The organism is Alphaproteobacteria bacterium HT1-32 (assembly GCA_009649675.1).
Taxonomy (GTDB): domain Bacteria; phylum Pseudomonadota; class Alphaproteobacteria; order Rhodospirillales; family HT1-32; genus HT1-32.
Map to the genome: position 1 here is coordinate 520,198 of WJPL01000002.1, position 19,865 is coordinate 540,062.

Annotated in this window: 20 protein-coding genes; 14 read left to right on the forward strand and 6 right to left on the reverse strand. The window is 55.3% G+C overall.

The annotated features are described in order from the left end of the window. Positions 1-131 precede the first annotated feature (131 nt). Complete coding sequence (locus tag GH722_13920) at positions 132-1,130, reverse strand: zinc-binding dehydrogenase (GenBank protein ID MRG72860.1); 999 nt, start codon at positions 1,128-1,130, stop codon at positions 132-134. 70 nt (positions 1,131-1,200) lie between these two features. On the opposite strand from GH722_13920, the gene GH722_13925 reads away from it, so the two are divergent. The 4 genes from GH722_13925 (at position 1,201) to GH722_13940 (ending at position 4,456) form a co-directional block, all read left to right on the forward strand. Further along, entirely contained in the window at positions 1,201-1,383 is a 183-nt protein-coding gene (locus GH722_13925; GenBank protein ID MRG72861.1) for a DUF1192 family protein, read from the forward strand. A gap of 540 nt (positions 1,384-1,923) precedes the next feature. Next, positions 1,924-3,219, forward strand: a complete 1,296-nt coding sequence (locus tag GH722_13930; GenBank protein MRG72862.1) for an O-acetylhomoserine aminocarboxypropyltransferase — start codon at positions 1,924-1,926, stop codon at positions 3,217-3,219. Between the two features lie 2 nt (positions 3,220-3,221). After that, positions 3,222-4,019 (forward strand): alpha/beta fold hydrolase, encoded by a 798-nt coding sequence (locus GH722_13935; protein ID MRG72863.1) that lies wholly within the window; start codon positions 3,222-3,224, stop codon positions 4,017-4,019. 2 nt (positions 4,020-4,021) lie between these two features. After that, positions 4,022-4,456: an acyl-CoA thioesterase gene (locus tag GH722_13940; GenBank protein MRG72864.1), complete on the forward strand. Its 435-nt coding sequence runs from the start codon at positions 4,022-4,024 to the stop codon at positions 4,454-4,456. A 31-nt stretch (positions 4,457-4,487) separates the two neighbouring features. Here the strand turns inward: GH722_13940 and GH722_13945 are convergent, their stop codons facing one another. Continuing rightward, entirely contained in the window at positions 4,488-4,733 is a 246-nt protein-coding gene (locus GH722_13945) for a DUF2312 domain-containing protein (protein MRG72865.1), read from the reverse strand. Positions 4,734-4,879: 146 nt separating this feature from the next. Between GH722_13945 and GH722_13950 the strand changes: the two genes are divergently transcribed. After that, entirely contained in the window at positions 4,880-5,848 is a 969-nt protein-coding gene (locus GH722_13950; GenBank protein ID MRG72866.1) for an NAD-dependent epimerase/dehydratase family protein, read from the forward strand. A 2-nt stretch (positions 5,849-5,850) separates the two neighbouring features. On the opposite strand, the gene GH722_13955 is transcribed toward GH722_13950, so the two are convergent. The 3 genes from GH722_13955 to GH722_13965 are packed head-to-tail and all read right to left on the reverse strand — an operon-like array spanning position 5,851 to position 7,435. Next, positions 5,851-6,339, reverse strand: a complete 489-nt coding sequence (locus tag GH722_13955) for a response regulator (protein ID MRG72867.1) — start codon at positions 6,337-6,339, stop codon at positions 5,851-5,853. Between the two features lie 47 nt (positions 6,340-6,386). Continuing rightward, a complete protein-coding gene (locus tag GH722_13960) occupies positions 6,387-7,187 on the reverse strand; it encodes a class II glutamine amidotransferase (GenBank protein ID MRG72868.1) in 801 nt (266 codons plus the stop codon). An 11-nt stretch (positions 7,188-7,198) separates the two neighbouring features. Next, entirely contained in the window at positions 7,199-7,435 is a 237-nt protein-coding gene (locus GH722_13965) for a hypothetical protein (GenBank protein ID MRG72869.1), read from the reverse strand. Positions 7,436-7,566: 131 nt separating this feature from the next. Here GH722_13965 and GH722_13970 point away from each other — a divergent pair, with 131 nt between their 5' ends. Then, positions 7,567-8,046: a winged helix-turn-helix transcriptional regulator gene (locus GH722_13970; protein ID MRG72870.1), complete on the forward strand. Its 480-nt coding sequence runs from the start codon at positions 7,567-7,569 to the stop codon at positions 8,044-8,046. Between the two features lie 3 nt (positions 8,047-8,049). Here GH722_13970 and GH722_13975 read toward each other — a convergent pair whose 3' ends face one another. After that, positions 8,050-9,840, reverse strand: a complete 1,791-nt coding sequence (locus GH722_13975) for an AMP-binding protein (protein ID MRG72871.1) — start codon at positions 9,838-9,840, stop codon at positions 8,050-8,052. Positions 9,841-10,006: 166 nt separating this feature from the next. On the opposite strand from GH722_13975, the gene GH722_13980 reads away from it, so the two are divergent. From GH722_13980 to GH722_14015, 8 genes are all read left to right on the forward strand, one after another. Further along, the gene (locus GH722_13980; protein ID MRG72872.1) at positions 10,007-11,803 is read left to right on the forward strand and encodes a M3 family oligoendopeptidase; all 1,797 of its coding nucleotides are present in this window, start codon (positions 10,007-10,009) and stop codon (positions 11,801-11,803) included. Between the two features lie 3 nt (positions 11,804-11,806). Next, a complete protein-coding gene (locus GH722_13985; GenBank protein ID MRG72873.1) occupies positions 11,807-13,147 on the forward strand; it encodes an AarF/ABC1/UbiB kinase family protein in 1,341 nt (446 codons plus the stop codon). A 162-nt stretch (positions 13,148-13,309) separates the two neighbouring features. Further along, positions 13,310-14,002, forward strand: coding sequence for a hypothetical protein (locus GH722_13990; protein MRG72874.1), 693 nt, complete (start codon positions 13,310-13,312; stop codon positions 14,000-14,002). Continuing rightward, entirely contained in the window at positions 13,992-14,456 is a 465-nt protein-coding gene (locus GH722_13995; protein ID MRG72875.1) for a hypothetical protein, read from the forward strand. Before GH722_13990 ends, GH722_13995 begins: the two co-directional genes overlap by 11 nt. Before the next feature lie 595 nt (positions 14,457-15,051). Beyond that, positions 15,052-16,764 carry a hypothetical protein gene (locus GH722_14000; GenBank protein ID MRG72876.1) on the forward strand — a complete coding sequence of 571 codons (1,713 nt, stop codon included), beginning with the start codon at positions 15,052-15,054 and terminating at the stop codon, positions 16,762-16,764. A 131-nt stretch (positions 16,765-16,895) separates the two neighbouring features. After that, positions 16,896-18,038, forward strand: coding sequence for a Re/Si-specific NAD(P)(+) transhydrogenase subunit alpha (locus GH722_14005; GenBank protein MRG72877.1), 1,143 nt, complete (start codon positions 16,896-16,898; stop codon positions 18,036-18,038). Further along, a complete protein-coding gene (locus GH722_14010; GenBank protein MRG72878.1) occupies positions 18,038-18,457 on the forward strand; it encodes an NAD(P) transhydrogenase subunit alpha in 420 nt (139 codons plus the stop codon). Before GH722_14005 ends, GH722_14010 begins: the two co-directional genes overlap by 1 nt. 12 nt (positions 18,458-18,469) lie before the next feature. Then, positions 18,470-19,861, forward strand: coding sequence for an NAD synthetase (locus GH722_14015; GenBank protein MRG72879.1), 1,392 nt, complete (start codon positions 18,470-18,472; stop codon positions 19,859-19,861). Positions 19,862-19,865: the final 4 nt, after the last annotated feature.

Sequence of the window (19,865 nt, forward strand, 5' to 3'; positions counted from 1 at the left end):
CTCCATCATTCGTCCGCAGCGCAGGCGGCTCGTCAGTGTCTCTCTTCGATATCCGGATCTGCCGGGGTCGCGCAAACCTCCAGCCCGCCGCTTATAGCGGGCGGGCTTTGCATGGTCAAACCGGCTTTCTGCTATTGGATTGTCAGCATGATCTTGCCGATGTGGCTGGAGCTTTCCATAAGGGCATGCGCCTTGGCTGCGTCCTGTAGCGGAAAGGTTGCGTGGATCAGGGGGCGGATGTCTCCCTGATCGAGCAGTGGCCATGCCGTTTCCCGCAAGCCATTGGCAATCCGTGCCTTGACGTCGTTCGACTGGGGCCGAAGCGTTGACCCGGTAATGGTCTGCCGTTTGACCATCATCTGCGCCAGATGAATGGAGGCTTTCGGCCCGCCGAGAGTAGCGATCTGTACGAGACGTCCTTCCACTGCCAGAAGTTTCATATTGGGCAGGAAGTAATCACCGCCAACCATGTCGAGGATGACATCCACACCTGACTTTCCGGCATGTTCCCGGATCTTTTCCTCAAAGCTTTCTGTCCGGTAATTAACTGCCAGATCAGCGCCGATCTCGACACAGGCGGCACATTTCTCATCGCTGCCGGCCGTGGTATAAACGGTTGCCCCCAGCGCCTTGGCGAGCTGGATAGCGGTCGTTCCGATACCGCTTGATCCGCCATGGACGAGAAACTTTTCTCCGGGCTTCAGGCTGCCGCGTTCAAAGACATTGTGCCAGACCGTGAAATAGTTTTCCGGCAGGGCGGCGGCCTGAAGGGCGTCATAGCCTTTCGGCCAGGGCAGGCATTGTGCGGCGGAAGTGACGCAGTACTCGGCATAGGCGCCGCCGGGTGTCAGGGCACAGACCTGATCGCCAACGGCAAGACCGGAGACTCCCTCGCCGAGTGAGGCAATGGTTCCGGATACTTCGAGGCCGGGCAGGTCAGATGCACCGGGTGGCGGCGGGTAAACCCCGGCACGCTGCGCCACATCAGGGCGATTGACGCCGGCCACTTCAACCCGGATCAGCACGTCACCGGCGCCGGGTGCCGGGACATCGCGTGTCGCGGGCTTCAGAACATCCGGTTTTCCGGGTTCGGTAATTTCGATGCAGGTCATGGTCTGCGGAATTGTCATTCTTGCCTCCGTGGTTATGTGTGGAGTTAATATGTCCGCATGGTCATTGCAAATGTTGGGAGCGATTGAGATGGACTGGGATGAACCGATTAAAAAGAAACCGATCCTTCAGCAACCGGATCTGGATGTGTTGTCGATTGAGGCGCTGAACGACTACATAGAAGAACTGAGGTCTGAAATAGGTCGGGCTGAAGAAAAGATTGCAGCAAAGCACTCAGCCCGGTCCGGAGCCGAGGCATTTTTTAAATCATGATCTGATTTTGGATGTGAAATATCTTGACCATGGAAGCGATCAGCAGGTCAGAGATGTATCGATTCGCCATGAATCAGATAAATCAGCCGAAGATGACTATCATCTGTCACCATAAGATATAATTTTATACCTTTTTATTTCAGCATCTTAAGTACAGCCTGTGTCTGGACAATTGTTTTTGGCGTTTGAATCGCTGATAATATTCATGTCGGAATTACTACGAATTGTTCCGGCATGAAGCCCGGATCCCCTCAATCTTCTTTCATTCCGGGCAGTTCTGAGTGTGCAAAAAACGCCTCCCTGTTGAAACTGAGCCGCCTGATCTGGCGGCTCTTTTTTCGGCCTCGGGCAGCCCGGGTCAATATCGGTAGAATTTTTTCCCTCTTGACCCGCAAGGCTGGTTCGAACACAGTATTGCCGCATAAGCGAGTTTGACCGGTTGAGGCGTCAAAAACGTTTGGGTTGGAAGGGGCCGTCGGGGGGACGGCCCTTTCTTTTTGCCAGACCGGAAAGACGGTCAGAACCAGGAGGGCGTACTGAATGGCGGATTCCAGATTCCTTCAGTTCGATTCACTTAGTCTGCATGCCGGTCAACAACCGGACCCGGTCACGGGTGCCCGTGCCACGCCGATTTATCAGACGACATCCTACGTCTTCAAAGATACCGACCATGCGGCCGCCCTGTTCAATATGGAACGGGCGGGTCACATCTACAGCCGGATATCGAATCCGACGACGGCAGTGCTGGAAGAGCGGATGGCGGCGCTGGAAGGTGGTGTTGGCGCGGTCTGCACAGCCAGCGGTCAGGCGGCGCTGCATCTGGCGATTGTGACGCTGATGGGGGCCGGAGGACATATCGTTGCATCGTCGAAGATTTACGGCGGCAGCAACAACATGTTTGTCCATACCCTGCCAAGGTTCGGGATTGAGACCACCTTGGTTGACCCGCGTGATGTCGATGCCTTTCGTGCTGCAATCCGACCGGAGACCCGGCTGGTTTTCACTGAGGCGATCGGCAATCCCGGAATGGAAGTCGCGAATCTGCCGCTGATTGCTGAACTGGCGCATGAGGCCGGTCTGCCGCTGATGGTCGATTCGACATTCACAACGCCTTACCTGATTCAGCCGGCAGTGCTGGGTGTCGATATCATCATGCATTCGATGACCAAGTTTCTGGGGGGGCATGGAACCTCTATCGGCGGGGTCATTGTCGACTCCGGTCAGTTCGACTGGGAAGCATCAGGGAAATTCCCGACCCTGACCGAACCCTATGACGGTTATCATGGCCTCGACTTTGCCGAGGAGTTTGGTCCCGCCGCCATGATCATGCGGGCCCGCGCCGAGGGATTGCGGGATTTCGGCGCCTGCATCAGCCCCACCAATGCTTTCTATATTCTTCAGGGCGTCGAGACGCTGCCGCTGCGCATGGCGCGGCATACGGCAAATGCTCAGGCTATTGCGCAACATCTGGAGGCGCATGATGCAGTGGACTGGGTCAGCTATCCCGGTCTGCCGAGTCACCCCGACTATGACCTTGCCCAGCGTCTGCTGCCGAAGGGGGCGGGTGCGATTTTCAGTTTCGGGATCAGGGGAGGGCGTGAGGCCGGACGGAAGTTCATCGAACGGCTGGAGCTGTTCTCGCATCTCGCCAATATCGGTGATGCCAAGTCGCTGGTTATCCATCCCGCCAGTACCACCCATCAGCAGATGAGCGCGGAGGCCCTGAAATCAGCAGGTATTGGTGAGGAACTGATTCGCCTGTCCGTCGGGCTGGAAGATCTGGCTGACCTGACGGGTGATCTCGATCAGGCGCTCAAAGCGTCACAGCGGGGCTGATCATGCAGATAACTGTCAAAGGCAGGGATATCTTTGCGGCAACCGGCGGTACCCGTTTTGACACGAAGCTTCCGACGGTCATCTTCATTCACGGTGCTTCACTGGATCACAGTTGCTGGCCGCTGCAAAGTCGCTGGTTTGCCTGGCATGGCTATGGCGTGCTCGCGATTGACCTGCCCGGGCATGGTCGATCGGCCGGACCCGCCCTTGAATCTGTTGACGAGATGGCGGATTGCGTTGTGGACCTGCTGGAGGCTGTCGGGGCTGTAAGACCTGTGCTTGTCGGTCATTCAATGGGGGCCGCAGTTGCGCTGGAAGTTGCGGCACGACTGGGAGGCGGCGCCGGGAAACTGGCTTTGCTGGGTGTGTCCGAAGCCATTCCGGTTCATCCGGCCCTGCTGGCCGATGCCCTGGAGCGGCCAGAGCAGGCCTGTCTGTCGATGACGGCCTGGGGGCATGGACCCGCCGGTCATGTCGGTGGTAACCGGGCGCCCGGTATGTGGATGATAGGCGGAGCTGTGCGGCTGTTTGGGGCCGCCGCGGCGGGTGTTCTCCATACAGATCTGAAAGCCTGTGATGACTGGAAGACAGGACCGCAGGCAGCCGCGAAGGTTACTTGCCCGACCCTGTTCCTGCTGGGGGGGCGCGACCGGATGACGCCGGCCCGGTCTGCCCGGAAGCTGGCGGCCATGATTTCAGGCAGCCGCGTTCAGATAATTGATAAATCCGGGCATATGCTGATGAGTGAAGCACCGGACGAGACACTCGATGCTCTGGTGGCTTTCGTGACAGGAGACTGAGTTTGGCTGAGAAGGTTATCGAGACCCGTAACGCCTATCGGCATTTTCGCCCGATCACCACACGCTGGGCGGATAATGATATCTACGGTCACGTCAATAATGTGATCTATTATGCTTGGTTCGACAGTGCCGTGAATGGCTACATGATCGAGCAGGGCGGGCTGGATATCCATCAGGGAACGACTATCGGTTTTGTGGTCGAAAGTTCCTGTACCTATAATTCGCCGGTTACCTATCCCGATGTGATCGAGGCAGGCCTGCGGGTGGGCCGGATCGGCAGGTCATCGGTCCGCCATGAAATCGGGATATTCCGGGAAGGCCAGAACGAAGCCGCGGCATCGGGCTATTTCATCCATGTGTTCGTCGACCGGACGACAAACCGTCCCGTGGAAATTCCGGCAAGCATCCGGTCGGCACTGGAAGCAATACAGGCCTGACCGGCAGGTGGGTGATGCGGGGCGGGCCGCCTCAGTCCATTCCGAGGGCGGCTTTGTACAGTTCAAGCAGATGTTCCTGCTCCTGACGGTCTTCCTTGTCGAGCTTACGCAGGCGCAGAACCTGGCGCATGATTTTCACATCAAATCCGGTTCCCTTGGCTTCTGCGAAGACATCCTTGATGTCATCCATCAGAGCCTTCTTTTCCTCTTCCAGCCGCTCAACCCGCTCCATAAAGGACTGAAGCCGTTCCGATGCGATGCCGCCAACGTCTGTCATTTCTGTATCTCCGTTAAAGTGGCCGGACGATAGCCGTGCCGGCGCTCGGTCTCAAGCTGTGGATTACATGAAAAAGCTTTTTAGGGACGTGATTTCAATGATGCCTGCCTGTATAGAGACCTCGTATTGAAGATGAGGCCGAAAAAATGATTCTGGTGACCGGCGCGGCTGGCTTCATAGGCTACCATGTTTCCAATGCCTTGCTGGCGCAGGGCAGGGCGGTAGTCGGTATTGATAATCTGAACGATTATTATGACCCGGCATTGAAACAGGCCCGCCTCGACAGGCTTGAGGCACAGCCCGGATTTCAGTTTTTGCGGGCCGATATCGCCGACCGTGAAGCGATGCTGTCACTGGCGAAGACCTTTCCCGATGTCACGGGCATTATTCATCTGGCAGCGCAGGCTGGCGTCCGTCATTCCCTGATCGACCCTTATTCCTATGTCCGCAGCAATGTGGAAGGGCAACTGATCATGCTGGAACTGGCGCGCAGAATGGATGGCCTGAAGCACATGGTCTATGCCAGTTCCTCGTCGGTTTACGGAGCGAATGAAAAGCAGCCGTTTTCGATTGAGGATCCGGTGGATACGCCATTGTCGCTTTATGCCGCGACCAAGCGGTCGGGCGAACTGATGGCCTACACCTATGCGCACCTCTATGGCATTCCACTGACCGGACTGCGTTTCTTTACCGTCTATGGTCCCTGGGGACGGCCTGATATGGCCGCCTATATCTTTGCCTCGAAGATCATGGCTGGCGAGCCGATCACTGTGTTCAATAATGGTGACATGCGCCGGGATTTCACTTTCATCGATGATATTGTCGACGGGGTGATCCGCTGTCTTGAAACGCCGCCCGTGGAGACGCCGCCGCAACGTGTCTACAACATTGGCAATAACCGCAGCGAAGACCTGATGCGGTTCATCAGCCTGATCGAAGACTCACTGGGTATGAAGGCTGACATGCGGTTCGACGTAATGCAGCCCGGTGATGTGCAGGAAACCTACGCCGATATTGATGCCATCCGCGAAGATCTGGGTTTCAACCCGTCGACACCTATTGATGTCGGTATTCCGGCCTTTATCGAATGGTTCCGCAGCTACAATCAGCGCTAGGCTCAGTTGCCGTTTTCGTCGCGCCGTTCGATGCCCATATCGATTTCGCGGCGCCGACGGTCCGGGCCGAAATAGGCTTTGTTTTCAACAAATTCCTGAGGTTTTCGCGCCAGCCGGTCAAGGCGCTTGTGCAGCGCATCTGCTGAAACCGGTTTGGCGATGAAGTCGTTTACGCCGGCATCGCGGGCGGCGAGAACACTTCGTTTGTCTGACAGGCCGGTGACGACCGTGATGGCGACTTTCGGGGTCTTGCAGCGTTTGGGGTCACGGATGGCCTTCACCATGCCGAGACCCGCTTTCGGGTCTGCGCCCAGTTCCATGAGAATAAGATCGGTTGGTTTTTGCGCCAGCATGCTCAGCGTTTCTTCGCCGGACTTTGCTTCCCGAATATCCATGACACCGGTCGTGATGAGCATGTCACGCAAAAGGGTGCGTGATTCACGGTGCTCATCCACCAGTAATATCGAAAGGCTGTCGAGGCTGCGTATCATCCTGACATCATAGGGCTGATAGATTTACGTTTTCTTACTTTTCCGGATCAGGCCGAACTGAGGGGAGGGGCGGCTGCTCCAAAGTCAATCCGTCTGACCTTGCACTTGTCAGGGCCTTCCACGACGACCATACCGGCCGGCGCAATGGGAAACCAGCGGTCTGCAATGCCATCCAGCGGTTCAGAAGCTACCAGGGCCGAGCCGTCAGAACAGTTGAGGTAAAGGCTAGGTGCAGACTCATCACTTGAATAACGGACGGCAAAGACCCGCTCACCGTCACTGAAGGCTGCCGTCATCTTGGTGGGTTCCGTGATACCACGCCGGCTTGTGATTTCGTCGACCTGACGGATGGTCTCGGCGATGGCTTTTTCAGGTGCTGCGTCGAGACCGTTTGCCAGGGCAAGGAGGAAGATCAGCTCGCTATCTGTTGCACCCTCCCGATAGACATAAAGATTGTCCGGAATCAGTGCTTCCAGTTCACGCCGGACTGTCATGTAGCCACCGATCTGGCCATTATGCATGAACATCCAGCGGCCAACGGCGAAGGGATGACAGTTGCTGCGGGTTGTGGCCGTGCCGGTTGACGCCCTGATATGGGCAAACAGCAGGCGGCTGTCGATCTGGCGTGAAAGGCTGCGCAGGTTGCGATCATTCCAGACCGGAAGGACTTCGCGGTATATTCCGGGTTCCGGGCGGCGGCCATACCAGCCAATCCCGAAACCATCACCATTGACCGGAATCTTGCCCTCGCGCGCGGAACGCCCCTGATCGATCAGGGAATGTTCCGGAGCGTAGAGCAAGTCTTCAAGACAGATGGGGCTGCCGAAATAGGCCAGCCAGCGACACATTCAGTTTCCTGTCAGGATGCGTGAACTTCGTCGCCAACCCTAGCGGGCTTCGGGGTCCGGGTCGAGAGTTCGCGTGCCAGTGTCTTCACTTCATCGCTGGCGTCGGTCATGTAGGTGAAGGGAAAAATGCCATGCATGAAAGCCTTGGCCGAAGCCTTCAGCAGCCGGAAGGCAAAACGCCATGCGAACATCGTGTGCTCACAATAGGTCTCGTCAACTGAATGCGGATGGTCGGTGAAGATGGACATGAGAGCTTTCCCCGCTGGCGTTTCGATGATTGGGACTATATCGGGTCCTGCTGGTAATGGGGTCCCATATTTCTTGAATAATGAGGTGATTTGAGTGATTTTATCCCAAATAGATATGGAATATTGGGATGTTGGATGATTTTGATGTTCGGATACTGGAGATTCTTCAGCTTGATGCGGGAATCACAGTCGCCGAGATAGCGGACCGGGTCGGGTTGTCGAAGAACCCCTGCTGGCGAAGAATCCGGGCACTGGAAGACAGTGGCCATATCCGTGGCCGGGTCGCCGTGCTCGACCGGGCACGCATGAATGTCGGTCAGACTGTGTTTGTCGATATTCGTGCCGGCCGGCACAGTGTTGACTGGCTGGCCCGGTTCGAGCGCGCGGTGGAGGGGATTCCCGAGATCATCGGGGCCTACAGGCTGTCGGGCGACACGGATTATCTGCTCCATATCGTGGTGCCGGATATCGAGGCATACGACAACGTCTATAAACGTCTGATTTCACGCTGCGAATTCGAAGCGGTTTCCTCCAGTTTCGTCATGGAAGAGCTGAAGGAAACCAGTGTGCTGCCGCTGGATTATGCGGAAGTCCGCAAACGTCCGGGCTAAACCTCAGCTGTATAGAGTTTCCAGCCGCTTGCCATATATCTGTTTCAGGATATGGCGGCGGACCTTCATCGTTGGTGTCATCTGCTCGTTATCGACGGTGAAGGGCTCATCGGCGATGACGACCTTTCTGACACGTTCAATACTGCTCAGCCGTTCGTTGACCCGGGACAGGATCGGCGTGAAGGCTTTCTGGAATGCGTCGTCATGGGCGAGCGTGGCGAGATCGGCAATCTTGTTGTTGTCTGCCGCCCAGCTTGTGATGAAATCATCGTCCGGGACGATGAGCGCAACCAGATAAGGGCGTTTGTCACCATGGACCATGCATTGCACGATTTCCGGTTCCAGGGAAAGAATGCCTTCAACGCGCTGTGGTGAAATGTTGTCGCCACCGGAATTGACGATGATGTCCTTCTTCCGGTCAGTAATGACGATATGGCCGTTATGGTCGATATGTCCGACATCGCCGGTATGCAGCCAGCCATTCTCGTCGATAACGTCCTTTGTTGCGTCCGGGTCGTTCCAGTAACCCTTCATGACCAGTTCGCCCTGGACCAGAATTTCGCCATCGCGGGCGATCTGGACCTTCACATCCTTGACCGGCGGGCCGACCGTCTCGATACGCAGGCTGCCCGGACGGTTGCAGGAGATGACAGGGGCGGACTCTGTCTGCCCGTAGCCCTGCAGGATGGTCAGTCCGAGCGAGGTGAAAAACAGACCGACATCGTAGTTCAGCGGACCGCCACCTGACACAAGGGTCTTCAGGCGCCCGCCGAACCGGCCGCGGACCTTGTCGCGGACCAGTTTGTCGACCAGCCGGTCTGTCAGCTTGTCCAGTGCATTGAAGTTTTCGGGCGTCTCGTATTTTTTCCGGCCCAGGTCGAGTGTCTTGTTGAAGAGCGCTTTTTTTGCACCGCCGCCCTGTTCCAGCCCGCGCATGATTCGCGCCCGCATGGTCTCATACAGACGGGGGACGGCGGTCATGATGGTCGGACGGACCTCCAGCATGTTGCCAGCCAGCTTCTCAATGCCCTCGGCATAGTAGATTTCGGCACCAATCGAGATCGGGAATGCCAGACCGGCTGTATGTTCATAAGAATGGCTGAGGGGCAGGAACGACAGGAAGACCTCATGGTCGAGACCGAATTCCAGCAGCAGATCATAAGCACCGAGACAGTTGAACAGGATTGATCCGTGACTGAGCGTGACCCCTTTTGGCACGCCACCGGTTCCGGATGTGTGGATGATGCAGGCTGTGTCCGCCCGTTTGATACGTCGCACCCGGTCCGAGACAAGGTCGGGCCGCCTGGCGCCGCGTTTGAGAACCTCGTCCAGAGTCAGCAGGGTGATACCCTCAGGTGCTTCGGCGTCCGTTGCTTCCATCGTGATGATGATATTGACGGAACCGCTTTTCCTGGCGGCTTCCAGCAGGGGCGGGAGCAGCCGGGCCGTCGACACAATGGCCGCACGGGCGGTGACGTTGGTCAGGATATGGAGGTGGTCTTCCGCGGTATTGGTTATGTAAGCGGGAACCGAGATCGCCCCGCTTGCCATGATCGCAAAGTCGGCAATAACCCATTCCGGACGGTTTTCACTGACCAGCACTACCCGGTCACCAAAGCCGATCCCGCAATCTTCCAGACCGCGTGCCAGCAGGCTGACCTGTTCGGCGCTCTTGCCGTAACTGCGGCCTTTGTAGCTGCCGGACTTCTTGGCCCAGAGGAAAGGCCGGTCTTTATGCTTCGCCGCGGAGTCAAAAAACATCGCGGGCAGGCTGGTCCATTCCATATATTTCATCTGGCGTTCTCCCTGACCTCTATTTTGCGGCAGAATTGGTTTGTGACAATCGCTTATAGGACGATTTTTCGCATTCCGGTCATCTGCTGCTGACACCGCTTCATTTGTCGGCTGTCAGTGCCTATATCAATGTCACATGAATTCAATGCTTCCAATCGGAGAGACCATGAACCCCAATGCCGCCAAAGATGCCAACACCTCTGCGACTGCAACATTGCCGGAATGGAATCTGGCCGATCTTTATCCCGGCCCTGACAGTCCGGAACTGAAGGCTGACATCGACAGGCTTGCCACAGAGTCAACCCGGTTCCGGGAGGCATGGCATGGCCGGTTGGCAGAAATCGACGGCAAAAAATTTGGGCAGGCAGTCCGTGAGTTCGAGGCGCTGACGGAGATTACCGGGCGCATCATGAGCTATGCGCAACTGCTGCATGCGGGTAATGTTTCGGACCCGGAAGTCGGTCGTTTTTACCAGACCCTTCAGGAACGGATCACTGATATTTCCACGGCGACCCTGTTCTTCACGCTGGAAGTGAACCGGTTGTCTGAAGACCGGATGGCGGACCTGCTGAAAGACCCGGCAGCAGCGCATTATGAGCCGTGGCTGCGCGACCTCCGCGCCTTCCGGGAACATCAGCTTGATGACGAGATGGAGCGTCTGCTGCATGAACTGGATGTGACGGGGCGCTCTGCCTGGGTACGGCTGTTCGATGAGACGATGGCGGATATGCGCTTTCCGCTTGGTGACGAGAACCTGACAGCCACCGAGATATTCGATCTGATGTCGAGCCCGGACCGGGAGAAACGTGCAGCAGCGGCGGCCAGCATCGGCAAGGTTCTGAACAGCAACAAGCGACTGTTCTCGCTGATTACAAACACACTGGCCAAGGACAAGGCGACGGATGATAACTGGCGGAACTATGCCCGTCCGGTCTCTGCCCGTAATCTTGGCAATGCCGTTGAGGACGAGGTCGTTGATGCGCTGGCGACTGCTGTGCAGGATGCCTACCCGCGTCTTTCGCACCGGTATTACAAGATCAAGGCGGAATGGCTTGGTCTCGACAAGCTGAAGCACTGGGACCGGAATGCGCCTCTGCCGGCAGATGATGACCGCAAGATTGGCTGGCCCGAAGCTGCTGATACGGTCTTGTCGGCCTATGAATCCTTTTCACCTGAATTGTCGAAGATCGGGAAACAGTTTTTCGATGGTGGCTGGATCGACGCCCCGGCGCGACCGGGCAAGGCCGGGGGGGCGTTTGCTCATCCGACCGTGCCGTCCGCCCACCCCTATATCCTGCTGAATTATCAGGGCAAGGTGCGGGACGTGATGACGCTGGCGCATGAGCTTGGTCATGGTGTGCATCAGGTGCTGGCCGGACCGCGCGGTAATCTGATGGCAAACACACCGCTGACACTGGCTGAAACAGCTTCTGTCTTCGGCGAAATGCTGACCTTCCAGTCCATGCTGAAGAAAACGCAGGATCCGGCAAAACGGAAGATCATGCTGGCAGGCAAGATCGAGGACATGATCAATACGGTGGTACGCCAGACCGCGTTCTACGAATTTGAGCGTCGGGTGCATGACGAGCGTCGATCCGGCGAGATTGCGTCTGAACGAATTTGTGAAATCTGGATGGATGTTCAGCGGGAAAGTCTTGGCCCGGTTTTCGACTTCACCGATGATTACGGAATCTACTGGTCCTACATCCCGCATTTCATTCACTCACCGTTCTATGTCTATGCCTATGCCTTCGGTGATTGTCTGGTGAATGCCCTCTACGACCTGTTCGAGCAGGGCCATCCCAAATTCCAGGAGAAGTATCTGGAGATGCTGTCGGCGGGCGGCACCCTGCGGCACAAGGAGTTGCTTGCGCCGTTCGGACTGGATGCGTCTGACCCGGCCTTCTGGAAACGGGGCCTGTCGGTTGTCGAGCGGATGATCGATCAGCTGGAAGAACTCTGACCCATGTCTGAAGACAATTCACTTGGCCGCCGTGTGCAGCGCTATGCCCGTGTCTCGGGTGCGATGGCGGGTGTTGGTGCGCGGCTGGCGGGTGAACGTTTTCTCGGCATTACAATGGACCGGGACCGTCACGCCAATGACCTGAAAGCAGCACTTGGTGGCCTGAAAGGGCCGCTGATGAAGGTTGCCCAGATCATGTCGACCATTCCCGATGCGCTGCCACGGGAATATGCCAGGGAACTGGCGCAGCTGCAGGCCAACGCGCCCTCGATGGGCTGGCCCTTCATCAAGCGGCGGATGGCCAGTGAACTGGGGCCGGACTGGCAGAACAGGTTCGGCTCATTCGAACGGGAGGCCGCAGCCGCAGCCTCGCTGGGGCAGGTACACCGGGCGACCGGTAAAGACGGGCAGGCATTGGCCTGCAAGCTGCAATATCCGGATATGTCTTCAACCGTGGAGGCCGACCTCCGGCAGCTGAAACTGATCTTCTCGATTTACCGGCGATATGATCCGTCGATCGATACGTCGAACATTCATGCAGAAATTTCCGCCCGCCTGCGAGAGGAACTGGATTACGAGCGCGAGGCCGCGCATATGCGCCTCTATGGTCTGATGCATCAGAAGGAAAAAGCGGTTCACGTACCGGAGCCAGTTCCGGAACTGTCATCGAAACGTCTGCTGACGATGACCTGGCTTGAAGGCACGCCCATCCTCGATTTCATCAGGGAACGCCCGGACCTGCGCAACGAGATCGCCATGAACATGTTCCGGGCATGGTATGTGCCGTTTTATTACTATGGGGTCATTCATGGCGACCCGCATCTCGGCAATTATGCGGTGCGGGATGACGGCTCGGTCAATCTGCTGGATTTTGGCTGCATCCGGGTCTTTCCGCCGAGTTTCGTGCGCGGTGTGATCGACCTCTACAACGCCCTGCAAAACGATGACGAGGCGCTGGCGGTTCAGGCTTACGAGACCTGGGGTTTCACCAATCTCAACCGGGACCTGCTGGAGGTTCTGAACCAGTGGGCGCGCTTCGTCTATGCCCCGCTGATGGAAGATCGCGACCGCCGGATCGAGGAAACTAACTCGACCGTCTATGGCGCGCAGGTTGCTGAGAAGGTCCACAAAGACCTGAAAGCCCTCGGCGGCGTCACCCCGCCCCGGGAATTCGTCCTGATGGACCGCGCCGCCATCGGCCTCGGTTCGGTCTTTTTACACCTCAAGGCAGAAATCAACTGGTACCGCCTGTTCCACGACCTGATCCGCGACTTCGACGAAACCAGACTGGCAGAACGCCAGCGGGTCGCGATGGCAAAGGCTGGCGTGCCGGAGGCGGAGTGAGGGATAAAGAATGAATTTTCGAAGTCTGCAAATACGGTTTAGACTTGAAAAGTTGCAATCTAGTATCGCGTGTCCAGCGTAAACGGTTATTTAAAATGCTATGGTCGAATAACTCGAATACACTGGATTGTTTATAATGAACACTGATGCAATGAGGAACTTATGACAAATTTGACGATTAAGATCGGTCAAAAGCAAGCTGATGAATTAGCGCAAATATGCTCAAAAGGACCCCAGCGTCTTGTAGCGCTTGTCGAGAAGCTTGAAAACTCAACGAAACCAACAATTAGGCTGACTAAGCTAAGGCATGTTGCCGATGAAATCTTAGGTGAAGCTGATGCAGCAATTTTATTTCGCCATCTTTTAGGCTTGAACGCATACAAGCAACGGGAAGGAAGCGATGTTGACAGTGTAATTGCCGCACTGACTGAAGCGTTGCAATCTGAGAATCTTGATTGGGTAGATTCTGACCATTCATTATGGAATGAATGCAAAGATTTAATCGGCAGCCTACTAAAGTCGGAAAAATTGAGTGTCGCCGTTAAGGCGCTACATTTAGGACTTGATCACAACAACCTACTTGTGGAGTCAAAAATTTTGACTGACATACGCCCGGTTTTTAACGAGGAGAAATCGCACATATTGGGATCAATAGTTACATTCACTTTGATGCTTGAAGTTTCAGGTAGAGGTGAAGATGTAAAATTTGATGTCGCATTGGATTTGTCTGATGTAGAAAGTTTGAAAAATTCATGCCAAGATGCAATTGAAAAATCTAAAGTAGCTCAAGCGCTAATGGAGAAAAAATGCGAAGTTGATTCATATATTTCTGGGGAGGAAAAATATGCATTCTGAATCAGCGTTGGTTCCGTACTATAGTTGTGAATTTAGATCTTCGGAAAGACCAAATAGTTCTCAAAGGAAGCATGAGAATTTTTCTTTTGAGTTTTCTGAAGATGAGGTGGGGTATTATTCAAAGCTTTTTTTGACATTGAATAAAAAGCGAAAAATTCATTTATCTAACGATGCAATTTCCAGGGAGATTGTTGGCAGTATTTTACTATCCTATTCTGACGTTCAGAGAGATGTTTTTATAGGTCAGGAGTTGAGGAGTGCTTTAGCATACCTTCCTTCCATGGTGTCGTTTGTAGTGTCGATATTCTCTTTGTTTGTTGCTGTTCATCTAATTGAAGGTGGTAATGGATGGTATGCAATTTCGGCGATGATTTTTTTTGTGGGAATGTTGTTTTTTAGTGTTTTAAGTTTTTGGGTTGAAAGAAAAATTTTAGTTCATTCGCGAGGAGGTTGAATTGCAGCGCGGAGCTTTGCTATCAATGTTCTTGGCGATATTTTTTTTAATTCTTCTGTTATTGCAAGTTTTCTGTATTTTTTTATTTCCAAGTGAATATTTAATATTTATGGAGTCTATGAATATTAAATCAATATTGATTTTTGTTTCAATAATATCATCTTTTTCGATTTGTTCGGTGATGTATTGGTTTTTTTATATACCTTCAGCTGGCAGGGCAATTCTTGCAGGGATAAGGGTGTTTTTATATTCATTTGTTGGTTCTATAGCTTCTCCTCTCGGGATTTTTTCAATTGAGAAAATATCATTTTATGTGCAGGGGAAAAGTTATTTTGAGTTGTCTCTCGGTGAAGTTGTGGCGCCAGTAATATCTATCTCAATCGTAACTTCCATATTATATAGTTTATTTATTTGGCTCTATGTTCGGCATCGGAGGTGGGAACATATTCATGATCTTGGTTATGTTCGAGATCACTAAATAATAATAGAGTTTAGAATATTAATAGGGATTTTATCCGTCTGTTTTTAACCGGTAAATAAATTGAAACCCTTCCTTAACCATCTCGCTGCAAAATTGCCAGCCGGAGGGTCTGGCGTGTTCAAAAAACGGGAATACCAGTTCGAGGTTCAGGCTGAGCGGGACGGGAAGTGGGTGACCGTTCATGCCGAGGAGGATGAGCACCGGGCGAAGAAATTCGCCGAGGCCCATTTGTCGTCGGCTGAGGGAACTGTGCTTCGCGTCACCCGTACCCGGGTTTTTGAGAATGGTGAGCTTGGTTCCGATTATACGATCTGGGAACAGCCTATCCCGGCGAAGGCGGAACGCCCGGTCTCCATCGTGCCGATTGATGATGCACCGATGTGCGAGACATTTACCGACCTGGAACGCTTTGAGGCGCGGCGCTGTGCCACCCGGCTGCTGCGCCGGTATCTGGACAGGCATTTCCTGACGGCAACCGAACTGATGCATTCGATGCGGGAATTCAGACGCCTGCGCGATGCGGATATGCTGTTGCCGTCTGCGGTTTCGCGGGTATCCGGCATTCAGGCGCGTAATGCCGGTGTTGATCCGCGTAAACGTAATGATGATCTGTTCCGTCTGGTTGACCGCCAGTTCGATCGCCTGCGGGAGGCTGCATCGCGCGGACTGCCGTCGATTGATGCAGCGGGCCCCGGAAAAGCCTGGGAACGGGCAGAGGAATATGGCGGGCCGGATCAGCAGTTTTTCTATTTCGGTGTTATGCTGTCGAAGCATCTGGAGGGTGCGCAAAGCTGGGATGCGAAGCTGGAACGCATCATCGAACTGAAGCTCCCTCGACTTCCACAGGAGGTTGATCTCGTCCTGGGAGAACTGATTGCCGAGGTGATCGACGGCGCATCGGTGCTTCAGGAGTTGCTGGGTCGCCAGCCTGATCTTGTCTCGGCGCTGAAAATGCTCAGTGACCTGGCTGTTGGCGGGTTGGAAGTCGACAAAACCCGCCAGCCGGTTCTGGCTGCCCTGAACGGGGCGTTCGGGGGGGCGAATATGGATACCGCCCGTGATGTCCTGACCGCACGGATTGCCCGTGAAGTTGGCGGGCGTAATGACCTGACGAGATATGGCGGAGATGGGGATGTCGATGCCCTGGGCGAGATCGTAAACCGGCTGGTAGATGAAAACGGGCGTTTTGCCGGTGGGCCGGACATGGCGGAAGCTGTCGCCTCGCGGTTCAGCCGCAGATTTGATGATCTCGGTGCCCGGGGAGCGATGGAACGCCTGACCCGGGAAATGGCTGAACTGTTCAGGTTGCCGTCAGCCAGGATCACTTTTCTGTGTGAGCTTTTGTCGATGCCGTTCGGGCACCGTCTTGCCGGAGATATCATGACGGTACTGACAGCGGCGATCACCAGACCGAAGCATATCAATAATTTCACTTATTACCGGCATCCGGTTCCAAGGAAGCTGCGTGCCGTACTGATGATCCGTGACGGCATCCAGGCCGCCAGCATGCGGGACAAGGAAAAGCGTATCTTCCGGGATCGACTGGACCAGCTGACCTGTGAATATCTCGAAAGTGACGAGGTTCTGGGCCGTATTGATGGCGAGGCATTGCCGCTGGTGAAGCGTCTGCGGGGGCTTCTGTCGCTTCAGCTTTCGGGTCTGTTGTGGGATGGTCCGGTGCTTGATGTGGTTCGCAATCGCGTGATCAGGCATCTGACAAAATCCACCGGGCTGGAAGGGGCGCTGGCAGAATTGTCGGAGGATGAACGTCCCGCGATCCGGGCTGAACTGAAGGGTCTGTTGTCACGCGCCGGGTTCGGTGGCTGAGAAAGCTTTGGCTGCCTGACGCCAATAGCTTGGCAAATCGACGGGGAAATTGCATGCTGCACCTGCTTTGAAGCCGGGGTGCGGTGCGGTAATGTCAGCATCCCAGAACAGGATGGGGATGGCGACCGCCAATGAAAATATCAGTACCAAAAGAACGCAGACAGAATGAATCACGTGTCGCGGCCTCGCCGGAAACGGTGAAGAAGCTGGTCGCGCTTGGGTTTGATGTCGCCGTTGAGAAGGGCGCTGGCGACGGTGCCTCTTTCGCCGATGCGGATTACCGCGAAGCCGGAGCAACCGTATCAAAGGATGGAAAGACCTGCGTCAATGGCGCGGACTTCATCTTCAAGGTTCAGTCACCGACCGATACTGAAATCGCAACCTATGCCAAGGGTGTGAAACTGGTCTCCGTGCTGGGTGCGCTGAGCGACAAACCGGCAGTGAAGAAATATGCAGAGGCCGGGATTACGGCTTTTGCCATGGAACTTGTCCCGCGGATTACCCGGGCACAGTCGATGGATGTTCTGTCTTCACAGGCAAATCTTGCAGGCTATAAGGCCGTGCTCGACGCAACGCAGGAATTTGGCCGGGCGATCCCGATGATGATGACGGCGGCCGGCACAATCCCGCCCGCCAAGATCTGCATTCTGGGAGCCGGTGTTGCCGGCCTGCAGGCGATTGCAACAGCCCGACGTCTGGGCGGCGCGGTTTCCGCATATGATGTACGTCCCGCCGTGAAGGAACAGGTACAGAGCCTTGGTGCGAAGTTCGTCGAGGTTGATCCGGAATCCGCAAAGGATGCCGAAACAGCCGGTGGCTACGCGAAGGAAATGTCTGACGACTACAAGAAGAAGCAGGAAGAGGCGCTGCATAACCATCTGAAGAAGATGGATATGGTCATTACGACAGCGCAGATTCCCGGCCGTCCGGCCCCGCTGCTGATTACCGAGGCAATGCTGAAAGATATGCCTGCCGGTTCCGTGGTCGTTGATCTGGCGGTTGAAAGCGGCGGTAACTGTTTCGGCAGTGAAGTCGGGAAGGTGGTGGTGAAGCATGGTGTGAAGATTGTCGGCCATGCGAATGTGCCGAGCCGCCTCGCCGAAGACAGCTCGAAGCTGTACGCACGTAATCTGCTGAACTTTGTGACGCCGCTTGTCGACAAGGAAAGCAAGGCGATCAAGATCGACTGGGATGATGACATCATCAAAGGCTGTTGCGTGGTGCGTGATGGCGAGATCGTTCATCCGGCCCTGACCGGCGAAGGAGACAAATAATGGACAAGCAGGAAATCCTCGCCCGCATCGAACAGATGCAGGCGCAGTTGTCTGACCTTGCCGCAGCAACGGCGAAACTCGGAACGGATGCGATGGCGAAAATGCCACCGGCGGTGGCGGATATCGCCGGGCCAGATCCGTTCATCTTTTTGCTGACCGTTTTTGTGCTGGCTGTCTTTGTCGGGTTTTTCGTGGTCTGGAGCGTCACACCGGCGCTGCATTCACCGCTGATGGGCGTCACCAACGCAATTTCCTCGGTGATCATCGTCGGCGCACTGATTGCGGTAGGACCGGCCGAGATGAGCATTTCCAAGGTCATGGGCTTTGTTGCTGTGATGCTGGCCAGTGTGAACATCTTCGGCGGGTTCATTGTGACCCAGCGAATGCTCGCGATGTTCAAGAAAAAGCAGAAGAAATAGGGAACAGCAGACATGTCCGAGAATCTCGTCGCCTTACTCTATCTCTTCGCTTCAGTCTGTTTCATTCTGGCGCTGAAGGGGCTTTCATCACCGGAAACTGCCCGTCGCGGTAACATGCTGGGTATCATCGGCATGGTGGTCGCTATTCTGACCACCATCGCGGACCCGGATGTGGTCTCTTACGGTTACATCATTCTGGCCATTCTGATTGGCGGCACGGCCGGAACACTGATCGCCAAGAAGATCGAAATGACGGCTCTGCCGCAACTGGTTGCCGCCTTCCATTCGCTGGTTGGTCTGGCTGCCGTGTTCGTGGCGACGGCAGCTCTGTTCAGCCCGTCCGCCTATGGCATTGGCGAGGTCGGCTCGATCTCTGCCGGCAGCCTGGTAGAGATGTCGCTGGGCACGGCCATTGGTGCGATTACCTTCTCCGGCTCTGTCATTGCATTTGGCAAGCTGCAGGGGGTGCTGTCCGGCAATCCGCTGGTCTTCAAGGGCCAGCATATGATCAATGCTGCGCTGGGTATCCTGCTCGCCCTGTTCCTGATCTGGTTTGCGGCGACGGAAAGTCATACGGCGTTCTGGGCGCTGACCATTCTGGCCTTTGTTCTGGGTTTCCTGCTGATCCTCCCGATCGGCGGGGCGGATATGCCGGTCGTTGTTTCCATGCTGAACAGCTATTCCGGCTGGGCGGCCTGCGGTATCGGCTTCACGCTGGCCAACCCGCTGCTGATCATCACCGGCGCGCTGGTCGGCTCGTCAGGGGCGATTCTCAGCTACATCATGTGCAAGGGTATGAACCGCTCGATCATCAATGTGATCCTCGGCGGCTTTGGCGGTGAAACTGCTGCTGCGGCGGCTGGTGCAACCGGTGACCGGTCGGTCAAGTCCGGTTCCGCAGATGACGCGGCTTTCATCATGGCAAATGCGTCCAAGGTTATCATCGTGCCGGGTTACGGCATGGCTGTGGCCCAGGCCCAGCATGCCCTGCGTGAGATGGCAGATGCACTGAAGGCGGAAGGTGTCGAAGTTTCCTACGCCATTCATCCGGTTGCCGGTCGTATGCCCGGCCATATGAACGTGCTGCTGGCGGAAGCCAACGTGCCATATGACGAAGTTTTTGAGCTGGACGAGATCAACCGGGAATTTGCCACGGCTGATGTTGCGTTTGTTATTGGTGCGAACGATGTGACCAACCCTGCGGCAAAGACCGACAAGGCCAGCCCGATCTATGGCATGCCGATCCTCGACGTGGAGAAGGCGAAAACGGTTCTGTTCATCAAACGCTCCATGGCCTCAGGCTATGCCGGCGTCGATAACGAACTGTTCTTCCGCGACAACACGATGATGCTGTTCGGCGATGCGAAGAAGATGACCGAAGAAATCGTCAAGGCGATGGACTGACCTT